The 14,379-nt window shown below is 40.8% G+C and carries 9 protein-coding genes; 5 read left to right on the forward strand and 4 right to left on the reverse strand.

Features of this window, described 5'->3' with window-relative positions:
- Positions 1–449 precede the first annotated feature (449 nt).
- Positions 450–1,301, reverse strand: a complete 852-nt coding sequence (locus tag CDG79_RS34630; protein WP_223278519.1) for a hypothetical protein — start codon at positions 1,299–1,301, stop codon at positions 450–452.
- Positions 1,280–2,209: a hypothetical protein gene (locus CDG79_RS34635; RefSeq protein WP_189525233.1), complete on the reverse strand. Its 930-nt coding sequence runs from the start codon at positions 2,207–2,209 to the stop codon at positions 1,280–1,282. The genes CDG79_RS34630 and CDG79_RS34635 overlap by 22 nt, the downstream gene beginning before the upstream one ends.
- 81 nt (positions 2,210–2,290) lie before the next feature.
- On the opposite strand from CDG79_RS34635, the gene CDG79_RS34640 reads away from it, so the two are divergent.
- Entirely contained in the window at positions 2,291–2,719 is a 429-nt protein-coding gene (locus tag CDG79_RS34640; RefSeq protein WP_317616640.1) for a DUF1822 family protein, read from the forward strand.
- 107 nt (positions 2,720–2,826) lie between these two features.
- Entirely contained in the window at positions 2,827–5,214 is a 2,388-nt protein-coding gene (locus tag CDG79_RS34645; protein WP_094346155.1) for a CHASE2 domain-containing protein, read from the forward strand.
- A gap of 145 nt (positions 5,215–5,359) precedes the next feature.
- On the opposite strand, the gene CDG79_RS34650 is transcribed toward CDG79_RS34645, so the two are convergent.
- Entirely contained in the window at positions 5,360–6,172 is an 813-nt protein-coding gene (locus CDG79_RS34650; RefSeq protein WP_094346156.1) for a DsbA family protein, read from the reverse strand.
- 178 nt (positions 6,173–6,350) lie between these two features.
- Positions 6,351–6,608, reverse strand: coding sequence for a mannan-binding lectin (locus CDG79_RS34655; RefSeq protein WP_094331989.1), 258 nt, complete (start codon positions 6,606–6,608; stop codon positions 6,351–6,353).
- 540 nt (positions 6,609–7,148) lie between these two features.
- On the opposite strand from CDG79_RS34655, the gene CDG79_RS34660 reads away from it, so the two are divergent.
- The 3 genes from CDG79_RS34660 to CDG79_RS34670 all read left to right on the forward strand — a co-directional run.
- The gene (locus CDG79_RS34660; protein ID WP_094346157.1) at positions 7,149–7,553 is read left to right on the forward strand and encodes a filamentous hemagglutinin N-terminal domain-containing protein; all 405 of its coding nucleotides are present in this window, start codon (positions 7,149–7,151) and stop codon (positions 7,551–7,553) included.
- A 4-nt stretch (positions 7,554–7,557) separates the two neighbouring features.
- Positions 7,558–13,203: a beta strand repeat-containing protein gene (locus CDG79_RS34665; protein WP_094346158.1), complete on the forward strand. Its 5,646-nt coding sequence runs from the start codon at positions 7,558–7,560 to the stop codon at positions 13,201–13,203.
- A 10-nt stretch (positions 13,204–13,213) separates the two neighbouring features.
- A partial coding sequence (locus CDG79_RS34670; protein WP_143855666.1) for a tetratricopeptide repeat protein occupies positions 13,214–14,379 on the forward strand: 1,166 nt, incomplete at its 3' end.

Here is a 14,379-nt window from a genome sequence, read left to right on the forward strand (position 1 = left end):
CAGTAACACCACCACGCAAAGAACCATCAGTTGCTGTTTAATACCTAAGATTATTCATACTTTTGCTAAGTCTCTGATTAACTCAGCCCTGCTGGGTCTTTTTGCATGGCTTAGTCTAAACTCCAGTCAATAATGCCGGAATCGGGATTGAGTTGACGAAAATCAGATAGAAGATGATGGGATAAATTGACCATAAAGAATGCTAGATTGGCTTTGAGAGTTTAGAAAAAGCAGTACGAACCAAAGTGCTAGAGCAAGTAAGTCCAAAAATTGCTTTTTTTTTATTAAACAAGTCACAGGGACAGAAAAAGGTAGAGAAAGAGTAGTAAAGAGCGTCCAGGGGAAGTTAACAGTGACAGATAAGCAAGCAAAAATATTGGGGTTAAAGTCCTATAGCCAGTTAAGCCCACTATTAGAAAAAAACTGTCTGCTGCTGAGTCCCTAGCTGTCTAATTGGTATTGAGAGCTTGAAACTCAAGCACAGTGAGAAGTTGTTGATGTTGATTAACCAAAGCTTGTATTGTGTTAACTGGATTACGATGAAGGCGACGTTTTTGTTGGCGAGGGGCTTCTGCCATTGCTAATCGACGACGTTGAATTTTATACTCAGTTATAGGTACTTGCTGAATTTGTTCAAGTAGCTGTTTTTCATTCTCAGCGATGAAGAGAACTTGATATTGCCCAAAATCACGCAATTCAGCAGTTGATTTACGTCCACTAATTCGCCGTTGATGGCGACGTAAATTACTGAACAAAGACTCGATTTTAAGATTATCTGGCGGCAAGCCAGGGATATCATAGCAGTACAACAAGTTAGTACCGTATTTATGCCATAAACGTTGTAACTTTTTCTTCAAGGCAAACTGTGCTGGATGATGTTGAGGGTCAGGTTGAAACTGCTCTAATAACTCTTCCATCTCGCGCCGAACTTGAAAACTTGTTAAGGGTGAATTGCTAGCATCTGTAATATTAGTTACATCATCCTTGCAAGTTTTGGAGTATTTCGGGTAGTGCAAACAATCAGCAATTTGTCGCAACCATTGGTGCGCCTGTTCCAAGTCAGACGCTACTGAAAGATTATTGATTAAAGCTTGGTCAACCCATACTGACAATATAGATAAATAATCTGTGTCAATTGCTCGGCATGGTAAACTACGTAGTATTTCCCCAATAGCTGATAATTGCTGGTAGCCTTGAATACCTCCCAAATTGAAAGGTTTGCGACTGGTACGATTGACACAATCTCTAATCGCAGCACGAATTTGAGCTTCGACTGTCATTAACTGTGCGTCTCGTGACAAATAGGGGATTGCTGAAAAAGGGGGCTACTCTGTGGCTGCTGTTGCTGACTTTGATCTTGGAGCCTTTCAGAATAATCTGGGACTTTTGGCAGTCCATCTAAGTCTGCTTTTAATTGTTGTCGTAGCTTTGTATCTAATGGCAGAACCGATTCACTCAAATTACTGAGAAAGTGAGCTTGACAACGTTGGTGTGCTGCATCGGGCCAACTTGAATTCATGGCAGTAATAATCGCTGATTCCCCATCTGATAGCGTTGCCAGAATCTTATACGGTAATTCCTTATATGGTTGTAGCCATTCAATTAGCCCTTGCACTTGTGCTTGTTGCAATTGAACTGCACTGACTGGTATACCACTTAATACTTCATACAATACGTATAATAAAGTCCCGTGACCTTCAGGCTGTAAGGCATCAATCGCCCAAATGAAACCACCATGTTCAAGGGCTGTGGCAGTTAATTTCTCCTGTGTATGGATTATTGTTCCGCCTAATAGTGCCAGAAACTGCCGATATAGCTTACCTACGTTTCGCTCATTAATTTCAATCCCACGCTGGTTTAATTGCCGTTGAATTTCAACTAACTGTTGATGCTCATGCTCATGTTGCCAACCGATAAATGCCAGTATATCCAAACCATAAGTACTTTTAGGTAAACTGTACTTTAGTACACCACAAGCTAAGTAGTGCTGACCAAAATATTCACATTCAGAGTTGGCACATTCTTTACCTTTGCCTGCCACAAACACTACTCCCTTTAAGGTTTGAATAGTTTTACGCATGTGCCAAGATGGAAGGCTAACTAATGTTGTGTCGCAATGGATACACTTATTTAATTCACATTTCACAATTATTCGTTTGACATCAGAAAAATGTCGTTGGGGACGGTGGCGAGGCAACTTTGATATCACGGAAAAATAGCTGCTGGTAGATATTTTTTCAGTTTACCTGCAAACAACACCAACTAGACAGCTAGGGGTCTCAGTCGTTGGCTGGAGCAGATTTACGATGCTTCTTGGCAAGCTATAGAGACTTTTTTTGAGCCAAACTCCAGTAGCCTAGCTTTTAATTTCCGCACTTCTTCTGGGTTAAATGCTGCTACTATCAAACGCGCCAAGCTGATTGACTTGAGAATAGAAATAGAGGTTCAAAAAGTTATTTTATTGGTTGCCTTAATACCAGAAGCTAATCAACAAGTTACTATTCGCGTGCAGCTACATCCAGCTTGTAATCAACCTTACCTACCTGCTAATATCAAGCTAGTTTTACTTTCAGATCAAGGGGAAATACTTCAACAAGTACAAGCAAGAATTCAAGATATTTATGTGCAGTTGAAACTCTTTGATGGAGAAGTGGGAGAATGTTTTAGCATCCAGGTTGCTCTTGATAGTTGCCAGATTGCAGAAAGTTTCGTGATTTAGTTATTAAGAGCTAGACTGAACAGGTTTTCTAACAGCCGCGCACAGGCGAGTCAAATTAAGATTCATTATTCACTAGTTAATCACGAATGGCAAAGTCCACTTAACTTATGAGTAAGCTAGTTGTCTTCAGCTTCTTGGGAGGAGATTTAAATCAAGGATTTCCTGTTGTCACGGCTCAACTTTGGTGTCATAACCAATTTGTACCTGTGAAATTAATAGGGAGTCTGCCACCAGCACCAGAACTAAGTGAACTCTACCGCAGATGGCAGTTACTATACGCAGCAGTTCATCAACGCCTGGGTAGCAACCAACGTATAAAAGTACATTCGCAAGACATAACCAATATTTCTGTCAATGATTTTGATGAAGTGTGTCAACAGCTACAAGCCAATATCAATGTTTGGTTAAAATTTGAGTCATTTCAGAATATTGATCGGCAGTTACGAACTCTACTCAGTCATCATGATGAAATTAGAGTAATTATTGAAACAAATATAGTTCTAATGCATCGCTTGCCTTGGCATCTGTGGCATTTTTCTGAAGATTACCCGAAAGCGGAATTAGCTTTAAGCAATCATGAGTATGAATCTCCTCAGCTATTACAAAAATCTCCTACAGGTAAAGTCAAAATTTTGGCAATTCTAGGCAATAGAGTTGGTATTGATATTGATAAAGATGCCTCTTTCTTACAAGGTTTAACAGATGCAAAAACTACTTTTCTTATAGAACCAACACGGCAAAGACTTGACGAGTATCTATGGAATCACGATTGGGATATTCTATTTTTTGCCGGACATAGCAATAGTCTCGCTGACGGAGACACTGGGGAGATTTGTATCAATCAAACAGAAACTTTAGCAATTTCGCAGTTGAAAAATGCACTTAAAGCAGCAATTAGACGCGGTTTGAAATTAGCAATTTTAAATTCTTGTGACGGAATTGGTTTAGGACGAAATTTAGCTGATTTAAACATTCCCCAAATGATTGTAATGCGGGAAGGAGTGCCAGATTTAATAGCGCAGGAATTTTTAAAAAACTTTCTTACCGCCTTTGGAGATAGCAAACCATTTTACTTGGCTGTGCGAGAAGCGCGAGAAAGACTTCAAGGACTGGAAAATAAATTTCCTTGTGCCAGTTGGTTGCCAGTCATCTGTCAAAATCCTACAACTGTCCCTACTACATGGCAAGAACTGCGCGGCAATTTTGGTGATATTAAATTTGTTGGTGAAGTTTCGACAAAAGATAAATTTGCAACACCAAAATTAAAATTTTGGAATATACTACTTAGTACTTTGATTGTGGCTGTTTCAACGCTAGGTTTGAGATACTTGGGAGTCTTTGAAAAAATCGAACTACAAACTTTCGATCAAATGCTACGGTTGCGACCTAAAGAAGACCCAGATCCCAGGTTGATAATTGTAGAAATTACTGAAAAAGATATTCAATCACGACAAGAGACGACCAAAGGACTGAAATCCATTTCGGATAGTACGTTAGCTAAACTGCTCAACAAGTTACAAAAGTATCAAGCGCGAGTTATTGGACTGGATATTTACAGAGACTTCGCTGATCCTCCAAATAGATCAAATCTAATACAACTTTCGACTGAATTTAGTAAAGATAATGTTGTTGTTGTCTGCAAAAGCCGCGATAGTAAATATGACCCCCAAGGTGTTAAACCTCCAAAAGACGTACCTGTAGAACGTCAGGGTTTTACCGATGCAATTCAAGACCCAGATGGTATCGTCCGTCGCCAAATTTTGATGATGGCACAAGAGCCTTCTTCGACTTGTACAACGCCTTATTCGCTCTCATTGCAATTAGCTATTCGTTACTTATCTTACGAAAATATTAAACCTAAATTTAATGAAGATTATGTACAGTTTGGCTCTAAAGTATTTAAACGCTTAAAACCTAGTCGCAGTGGTGCCTATCAACAAGGAGTTGATTTAGGTGGAAATCAAATACTTGTCAATTACCGTAATACAGATTATCAAAGAGTTTCCCTTGATGATGTATTGAGTGATGAATTTGATCATAAATCACTTAAAGATAAGGTAGTTATCATTGGAGTGACAGCTAATACAGTCAACGATACTTGGTCAACTCTCTACAGTACTGCACAGCAAGATTACCAAGAAATACCAGGGATATTTATACAAGCACAAATGGTTAGCCAAGTTTTGAGTGCAGTTTTAGACCAACGTCCAATTCTTTGGGTTTTGCCTTACTGGGGCGATATTCTCTGGATATGCAGCTGGTCTGTAGTTGGGAGTCTGATTATTTGGCGAGTGCGATCGCTGTCAGATAAGGGATGCGCTATCTTTGTGATAGTTGTCATTTTATATGGAGTTTGTGCGATCGCTCTTTTAAAACAAGGGCTATGGTTGCCATTTATTCCTTCTGCCTTTGCTGTGGTTGGAAGCGGTGTTGTTGTAGTATTAATTCAACGCCATCAGGAATTTTTCACAATTCCACAACCCTTAGTTAAATAAATGCGATCGCTTTCGGCTCGAATTTGACTATTTATTGCATTAATTTGCGGAACGGTTTGAATTAGTTGTAACTTAGCTTGTTGAATATTGGTTTGGAGTCGAGAGTCATCAATAGTGGCAATTGTATCTCCTTTTTAAAGTTTCATTACTTGCTGCGGACTTTAATCAGAAGCGCTTCCAAACTAGCAAGTTGAATATCTCCGTTTAGAGGTTCTCCATTCATTGCAAGCATAGGAGTACTATCAACTCCAATCTGTTGTGCCAATTGAATATCTTTCTTAATAGCAGTAATAACAGCATTGCTGTTACGATCCTGGTTAAACCGCTTCAGATCCAAATTCAGGGTTTTGGCAGTTGTAACATAGAGAGATTCGCTTAACTTGTCTTGGTTTTCAAAAAGTACATCATGGAACTCCCAGAATTTTCCTTGTTGACTCGCTGCCCAAGACGCTTTGGCAGCGGACATGGCTTCTGGGTGAATTGAGGTCAAAGGCAGATGCTTATACACCAACGTGACTTTATCTTGATGTGTTGCCATGAATTGCTTAACTGCTTGATGTGCCTTTACACAATAAGGACATTGAAAGTCAGAGAAATTTATCAGCACAATTTTTTGCTCATGAGCACCAGTAGTTGAGGATTCGCCAATCACTGATTTAGGATTAGCTTTCATTTTTTGTAAAAAAGCCATTTGTATTTTCTGTTGTTGTTCCTGTTTTTTCAGTTGGTATGCAGAAACAGACTCCAAAACCACTTCTGGATGCTTGCGAATGACTTGCAAAACCTTGGCTTCCAATTGTGAATCTACTGGTTGATAACTTTCAGATGGCGTAGGCATTGAATAGTTCTTCAATCCTAAACCCAACAAAATTAACCCAACAACAGAAACTAGAAAAATCAATGACAATGCTCCTGAAAATCGCGATGATTGATGTTTAAAATCCTTGATAAAATTCATTAACATAATTTTCACTTTGAGGATTTGAGTAAAGTTGAAGAGTGTATTTTTTGAGTCGATTGCTTCAAAAAATCCATAACCGCCCCAAGCGGGTGGTTATGGATTTATCAGAGGTTAGGAAGTATTCTCAATTACCTCAGTAGTGTAATGTTATCTAAAACACCTTTAGGTTAAAGCTTTACTTACTTACACAACTACAAACGGAATTTTTGCCTGGGACGTTTGTATACCAGTTACCGTCCCATTTTAAACCGACTGAACTACAAACTTGAGGGCATACTTGTTTTGCGTGTTCATTGCTCCAGATAGGACCCGCACTAACATCTCCAGCTGAAGCCAGGTTAGCAAAGCCAAAAATAGCAGAACCACCAATAACCGTTGCGGTGAGTGTTAGTAAGAATTTGTTTTTCATGAGGGAACTAGAAGTATTAGACATGATTTTTTCCTTGAGACTGTTAAATGATATTCAGAGGTTTTTTAGCTTTGCCTCTTGATTCTTAATTAGTAGCAGTGAGATGAGTTTATTCACTGTTAAGAATCAGAGGTTTTTTAGCTTTGCCTCCTGATTCTTAATTGGTAGCAGTGAGATTGGTTTATTCACTGTTAGGAATCAAAGATTTTTTAGCTTTGCCTCCTGATTCTTAATTGGTAGCAGTGAGATGAGTTTATTCACTATCTGGAGCCGTGGGAGGACTCCGGATAAGCGCAAAGCAAGGCAGAGTCTTAATTGGCGGTAAAAAGAACGTATAAGTCTTGAGCTTTCAATGAAGGTTAGCTTAATATATTTTTACCTAATTCCAACTGTATTAGTCTTGACAAAAATGCTTATTCGCTATAAAGTAATTTTTTTATTGCAAGTTATGTCAGTAGCAAGAAATTTGTTAATATCCTCATTTTGTGAATAAATTGATTTTGCTGACACCTATAGTTAATTGAGGATTCTAAGCTAAATTTCCTTTTCTATTAGGAGAGTCCAATGTCTTTCAGAACTCCGCGTTTGGACTGGTTACAAGGTCTAGGAATTGCCATTGTCAGTATGATCGCTTTATATGCAAATATCTCAGTTGCCCAAATCACCCCAGATGGCACTCTGCCAAATAATTCTAATGTGAGATTAGAGGGCAATACCAGGATTATTGAGGGTGGAACCACAAGAGGGGGTAATCTATTCCACAGCTTTGGGGAGTTCTCTGTTCCCACTGGCCAGACAGCTTTGTTCAATAATGCACTGGATATTCAGAACATCCTGACACGAGTAACAGGTAAGTCAATTTCTAATATTGATGGTTTAATCAAATCTAACGGCAGAGCCAATCTGTTTCTAATTAATCCCAATGGGATTAATTTTGGTAAAGATGCTAGTTTGAGCAATGATGTTTAGGGTAATGATAAAATTAAACTTGTTCCAATGGTTGAACATTGTCATTACTAGTGGAGTAATTTGCAGTGGTAATTATGCGATCGCTCAAATCACTCCAGATAGTACTCTACCGATTAATTCTAATGTTAAAAAGATTGGCAATACTATAAAAATCGAAGGTGGAACCACCGATGGAAGCAATTTATTCCACAGCTTTAGCGAGTTTTCTGTTCCCACTGGCCAGACAGCTTTGTTCAATAATGCACTCAATATTCAGAATATCCTGACACGAGTAACGGGTAAGTCAATTTCTAATATTGATGGCTTAATTCGCGCTAACGGCACAGCAAACTTATTCCTGCTCAATCCCAATGGCATTATTTTTGGAAAAAATGCCCGATTAGATATTGGTGGCTCGTTTTCTGCAACAACGGCAAGCAGTTTCAAGTTTCCTGATGGCAGTACCTTCAGTGCTACTAATCCCCAAGCACCGCCATTGCTGACGGTAAATATTACACCAGGGTTGCAGTATGGAACAAGTCAGCCAGGGGCGACTATTACCAACACCGGAAATTTAGCACCCCAGGAAAACCTGACACTAGTAGCTGACAAGCTTGATTTGCAGGGACAGCTAAAAGCAGGAAGAGACTTAACACTGCAAGCACAGGATACTGTGAAAGTACGGGACAGTGTGATGACTCCGTTTTTAGCTACTGCTCTTGGTAATTTCACGATTCAGGGAAATCAAGGAATTGATATTTTAGCACTGAATCACCCAACGCAAACACCATTTGTCAGTGGGGGCAATCTTAACTTAATCAGTGATGGGATAATTTCTGGCGATGCTCGTTTTGCCAGTGGTGGGAATTTTTCGCTCAAGAGTGTATCGGGGGGATTAGCAAACTTTGTAAGTAAATATGACCCAATTATCAGTAGCAATGGCAATGTGGATATTGCAGCTAACTATATAGGTGCATCGTTGTTAGTCGAAAGCAAGGGTAATATTCGCTTTGCGGGTGATATAAATATTAATAGACCGGATACTAGTGTTTTACCTGCTGGACAAGATATTGCAACTTTAAACAAAAGTACGGCGTTAATTATGCGTTCTGGGCAAAGTAATTTAGCTTATGGGGGTGTCAATTCTGGTTTAGTACCTGCGTTTACTAGTGGAACTGTGCCAGAGGGAATTACTTTAGGTGGAGATGTTTCCTTAGAGCGCTTTAATGGGGCTGGGGAGATAGTTAGCTTAACAACAGTATCTGGAGATGTGAGTACTAAAGGAATTACAACTAATGGAGGCGGAATTGATATTAACAGTGCTAGAGCAATTACTACTAATGGACAAACGCTTAACAGTACAAATGGCACGAACAATGGCGGTGAAATTAGCCTAAAAGCTACCAACGGCAACATTAACACTGGCAATTTGAACTCTTACTCATACTCTACATCTGGTAGTGCAGGAAATGGAGGTGCGATTAGTTTAAAAGCCGCTAACAGCATTACTACTGGTTATTTGAACTCTTACTCATACTCTACATCTGGTAGTGTAGGAAATGGAGGTGCGATTAGTCTAGAAGCCGCTAACAGCATTACTACTGCTAATTTGTTCTCTGACTCAAACTCTACATCTGGTAGTGCAGGAAATGGAGGTGCGATTAACCTGACTGCAACTGACGGTAATATTAACACTAACAGTTTGTACTCATATTCGCAGGCTAATTCTGGCATAGCAGGAAATGGAGGAGTAATTAACCTGCGTGCTGCCAAAGGTAGTATTGTTATAGACGATTTATATTCTGTCTCGTACTCGAATTCTGCCCTCAAAGGAAATGGGGGAAATGGCGGCGCGATCGCATTCACTGCCTTGGGCAACATTACCACAGGCGGTATAAGCTCAGGAGCAGCTGGTGCTGGCAATGGTGGGGACATTACTCTCACCAGTATTATAGGAGGCATTAACACAACTAGAGGAACGGTCACATCATCTGGCAGTGCTGGAAATGGAGGCGCAATCGCCCTCAGTGCCATCAATGGTAGCATCAAGACTAGTGATATTAATGCTGGCTCCTCCTCTAATTCTGGAAATGCCGGAAATGGGGGAGCAATAATTCTTGATGCTAATGGCAGCATTTCTACATCTGGGTTGAACTCTTCCTCATACTCTGAGTCTGGCACAGCAGGAAATGGAGGTGAAATACGCCTTGATGCTGGGCGAGGAGACATTAAAACTGGCTTTTTGGCATCTAACTCACGCTCTTACACTCAAATAGGGGGAGACGGAGCAAAGATTACCCTCACTGCCAATAACGGCAGCATTAACACTGACTATTTGTACTCTTACTCCAGTTCTAATTTTGGAAATGCCGGACGAGGGGGAGATATTACCTTGAGTACCATCAATGGTAGCATCAAGACTAGTGATATTAATGCTGGCTCCTCCTCTAATTCTGGAAATGCCGGACGAGGGGGAGATATTACCTTGAGTACCATCAATGGCGATATTTCTGTAGGCTTTACTAAATCTTTCTCTTTGTCCTCTTCTTTTTTAAGTTCAGGTAATGCGGGTAATATTACCCTAAGCACCAACAACGGCAACATTACTACAGACTTTTTGTACGCTTATGCTAATGGTGATTTTGGCAATGGAGGCAATATCACCTTGAGTGCTATTAACGGCAGCATTGAGGCAAAACGATTATACTCTTACATTTCTGGAGGCGGCAATGCAGGCAATGGAGGCAATATCACTTTGAGCGCCAATAATGATATTGCTAGCGAGCTGATTCAATCTGGCTCTAGTTCTATTGATGGTACGGCAGGCAATGGAGGAGTAATCACGTTAAATACCACAAATGGTAATGTTTCGATTGGCGAAATAAGTTCTAATTCATCCTCTCAGCTTGGCAAATCAGGCAATGCAGGAGCAATATCTTTAACTGCTGATAATGGTAACATTTCTACTGATAAGATGCAGTCGTATTCAAATTCACAGTTTGGGATAGCAGGCAATGGAGGGGATATCGTCTTAACTGCCCCCAAAGGTAGCATTTCCACAGGCTTTCTCTTTTCTTATGTATACTCTGGTGTCGTAAGTGGAGGAAAAGGGGGCGATATTACTCTCATAGCAGCCGGAACTATTAAACCTGGTAATGCCGCTTTTCAAATAAACACCTCAGGAATTCTTGGTTCTGGCAATATTATTATCAATACTCAGACACCTTTTGCTTTGAGTGATTTCATTATTAGCGATACTTTTGGCTCTGGAAAGGGAGGAGATATACAGATTATAGCTCCGTCCATTTCTATTACTAATGGTGGACAAATCTCGGCAGGCACCCATAGCAGTGGACAGGGTGGTGATATCAGTCTACGCGCTTTTGATTTTCTAGAAATAAGTGGGGCAACAGACAAAGCTCCTTTTGGTAGTCTTAGCAATTTTACTTATACTGGGGTGATAAAAGGTACTTACGTAGGTGGTTATATTCCTACTAGCGTTACTACATTTTCCGAAGGCAATCTTTCAAAAAATATTTTATTTCCCAGTGGTGTTTTTACTCAGACAACAGTCGGCTCTACTGGCAGTGCAGGCAAGCTGAGAATTGAAACAGGGCAACTAATTATCAAAGATGGAGCAGCCGTTGCCACAACCACATTCGGGCAGAATAGCAATGCAGGTAATATTTCTATTCAAGCAGACTCAATCTCAGTGGATAACGGCTCAATCTTGAGTGGAGTAGCAGGAGGAGCAAAAGGCGATAGTGGTTCTATTGACCTACAAACTCGTTTACTTTCCATTACTGGAGGAGGTGTTGTACAAACACAAACTTTGGGAGAGGGTAAGGCTGGAAATATTAATGTAAATGCAACACAGCAAGTCAATTTGTCTGGTATTGGTAGTAGTCTGCGCTCAAGTAGTGGTGGTAGCAATGACCAGTTAGGAACTATCAGTAGCAAGATAGGCCAAGGCGGTGACATTAACCTGACAACCAGTAGCCTGAGCATAACTGATGGAGCGGCATTGGATGCTCAAACCCAGACTAACTCCATTGGAGGCAATATTACAGTCAATGCCAATACCTTGAGTGCAATTAACGGTGGACAAATCCTTACCTCTACCTCCAGTGGTGGTAAAGCTGGTAATATCACACTTAACATCCCAGAAATTTCTCTTTCAGGTTCCACTAGCGGTCTATTTGCCCAAACTAGCAGTACAGCCTCAGCCGGAGATTTAACTCTTCAACCAGGTAATCAAGGGCAGAGCTTGAGGATTAATTTTCAAGATAATTCACAGATATCTGCATCAACTTCTGGCAATGGCAAAGGAGGAATTCTTAACGTCAATGCTCCTGAGTCGATTACCTTAACTGGTAATGGTACTTTGGCAGCCACAGCCGAAGGTAGTGGTGCAGGAGTTGCAGGAGATGTGGAAATTACTACCAACAAGCTTGATATTGGCAATGGGATGCGGGTTTCGGCGGCAACGAATTCTAATAACCCCAAAGCTAGTGGAGGCAACTTAACTGTGCAAGCTGCACAATTGAACCTAACAGATGGCAGCATTTTAGAAGCAGGGACAACAGGGGCAGCACCAGGGGGTAACTTGAGAATTAAACCCAATAACAATGGGCAAACCTTAGCAGTCAATTTCTCAGGCAAATCAAAGGTATCGGCTGCTACTTCTGGTATCGGCAAAGGAGGAACTCTCAGCGTCATTGCCCCAGAATCGATTACCCTAACTGGCGATGGTTCGCTGATTTCTGCAGAAACAACAGGTAGTGGTGCAGGTGGCGATTTGACCCTTCAAACAGGAGATTTAACCGTTCGAGATGGGGCACAAGTGAGCGTCAGTAGTACAAATACAGGCATTGCAGGCTCGTTAATTGTGGCAGCTGACTCCATCCGTCTCGATCACAACGCAAAAATAAGTGCTGACACTACAGGAGGCGGTGGCGATATCTTTCTCAACTCCCCCTTTTTGATATTGCGTCGAGGTAGCAGCATCACCACTAATGCCAGTGGTAATGATATCACTGGCGGCAATATTACCATTGATGCCAAAAATGGTTTTATCGTGGCTGTTCCCAATGAAAATAGCGACATTAGAGCAGATTCCGCTAACTTCCGTGGCGGGAATGTCACCATCAAAAATATTGCAGGCATCTTTGGTATCCAATCTAGAAAAGAGCCTTCGCCAAACACAAGTGATATTACCGCCAAAGGCGCAACGCCTGATTTAAGTGGCAATATAGAAATTACTCAACCTGATGTAGACCCTAGTAACGCCTTAGTCGAACTCCCAGTTAATTTAGTTGATGCTTCTAGGCAAATTTCCAATGCCTGCACACCTGGAACTCGGCAATTCCAAAATACATTTGTGGCAACGGGACGCGGCGGACTACCCATGAGTCCCACTGAACCATTACAAGATTCAAGTACTGTGTCTGCGTGGGTGAGATTAAGACCAAACGCAGAAAAGGCAAACACAACGCCTGTGCCACAACCAACAGCAGTTTCAACTACTCCCATTGCTGCTACAATTCCAATTGTGGAAGCTTCTGGCTGGGTAATCGATCGCAATGGAAACATAAAACTAGTAGCACAAGTTCCTCAACTTAACCCTCACAGCCCTTGGCAAACACCTGCTTCCTGTCCTGTATCTCAGTAAAGTGTGAAATATGGCAAAACTTCAGCTGCCAAAGCGAGTAGTTAGATTTGCGGTAACTCCCGTAGTCCTATTTACCCTTGCTGTTTTCCTGATTATTATCCCTAGCACATTTGCTAAACAACTCCAGACAAATTCACCAAACGGGTTTCACATCCAAACCAATAAACCCCCAGCCACAAAACCACAGCAACTTCTTGAGCAAGGAGAAGCACTTTATCAAGCTGGACGCTTTACTGAAGCAGTAAATGTTCTACAACAAGCTGTGCGTAGCTATCAACGAGAAAGCAATAACCTTGCACAAGCCGCAGCACTGACTAATCTCTGTCTTGTATACCAGCAACTCGGTTCGTGGAAAGAAGCTTATGCAACTATTGACAATAGCTTAAATTTACTTGGCTGGGATAAGATAAATCAAAAGTTAAATGTCAATAATCCAAAATCTGAATTGTTAGAAATTTTGGCACAAACTCTAAATATTCAGGGCGAATTGCAACTAGCACAGGGACAAACTGATGTATCTGTGAAAACATCACAACAAGCAGAGCAAATCTGGAAGAAATTAGGTGATAATGCTGGAGTAACGCGCAGCCGGATTAATCAAGCACAAGCTCTACGAGTTGCTGGTTTTTACCGCCGTAGCTTTGATATATTGAATGAAGTATCCCAACAATTAAATTCCCAACCTAACTCACCTGTAAAAGTAACAGCTTTGCGATCGCTTGGCAATGTCTTACAACAATTAAGCGAACTTGAGTTATCCCAGACAAACTTACAACAAAGCTTAGAAATCGCTCAACGTCTGCAACTGCCTCTAGAAATTAGTTTGACGGAATTTAGTCTCGGTAATACTGCTAGGTCGTTAAGTAATATTAAAGATGCAATCGCTCATTATGAAAATGCTGCCAAAATTGCACCAAACCCTCTCACCAAAGTTCAAGCCCTGATTAATCAGCTGAGTTTGCTTGTCGAAAACGAACGCATCACAGAAGCAAAGTCATTAATACCCACAATCCAATCTCAATTACTCAATCTACCTAGCAATCAAGCTAGTATTTATGCACGGATCAATTTTGCTCAGACTTTGACCACAATTGGTAATAAAAAATACATTGCAGAGATTCTGGCAACTAGCGTTCAGCAAGCCAAAATAATCGGCGATGAACGTGCCGAATCCTA

Origin of the sequence: Nostoc sp. 'Peltigera membranacea cyanobiont' 232, assembly GCF_002245985.1 — a bacterium.
Taxonomy (GTDB): domain Bacteria; phylum Cyanobacteriota; class Cyanobacteriia; order Cyanobacteriales; family Nostocaceae; genus Nostoc.

Excerpts from the sequence above, each read along its gene's own strand:
- CDG79_RS34645 (WP_094346155.1), top strand. The coding sequence starts at position 2,827 with ATGAGTAAGCTAGTTGTCTTCAGCTTCTTGGGAGGAGATTTAAATCAA.
- CDG79_RS34650 (WP_094346156.1), bottom strand. The coding sequence starts at position 6,172 with ATGAATTTTATCAAGGATTTTAAACATCAATCATCGCGATTTTCAGGA.
- CDG79_RS34655 (WP_094331989.1), bottom strand. The coding sequence starts at position 6,608 with ATGTCTAATACTTCTAGTTCCCTCATGAAAAACAAATTCTTACTAACA.
- CDG79_RS34660 (WP_094346157.1), top strand. The coding sequence starts at position 7,149 with ATGTCTTTCAGAACTCCGCGTTTGGACTGGTTACAAGGTCTAGGAATT.
- CDG79_RS34665 (WP_094346158.1), top strand. The coding sequence starts at position 7,558 with ATGATAAAATTAAACTTGTTCCAATGGTTGAACATTGTCATTACTAGT.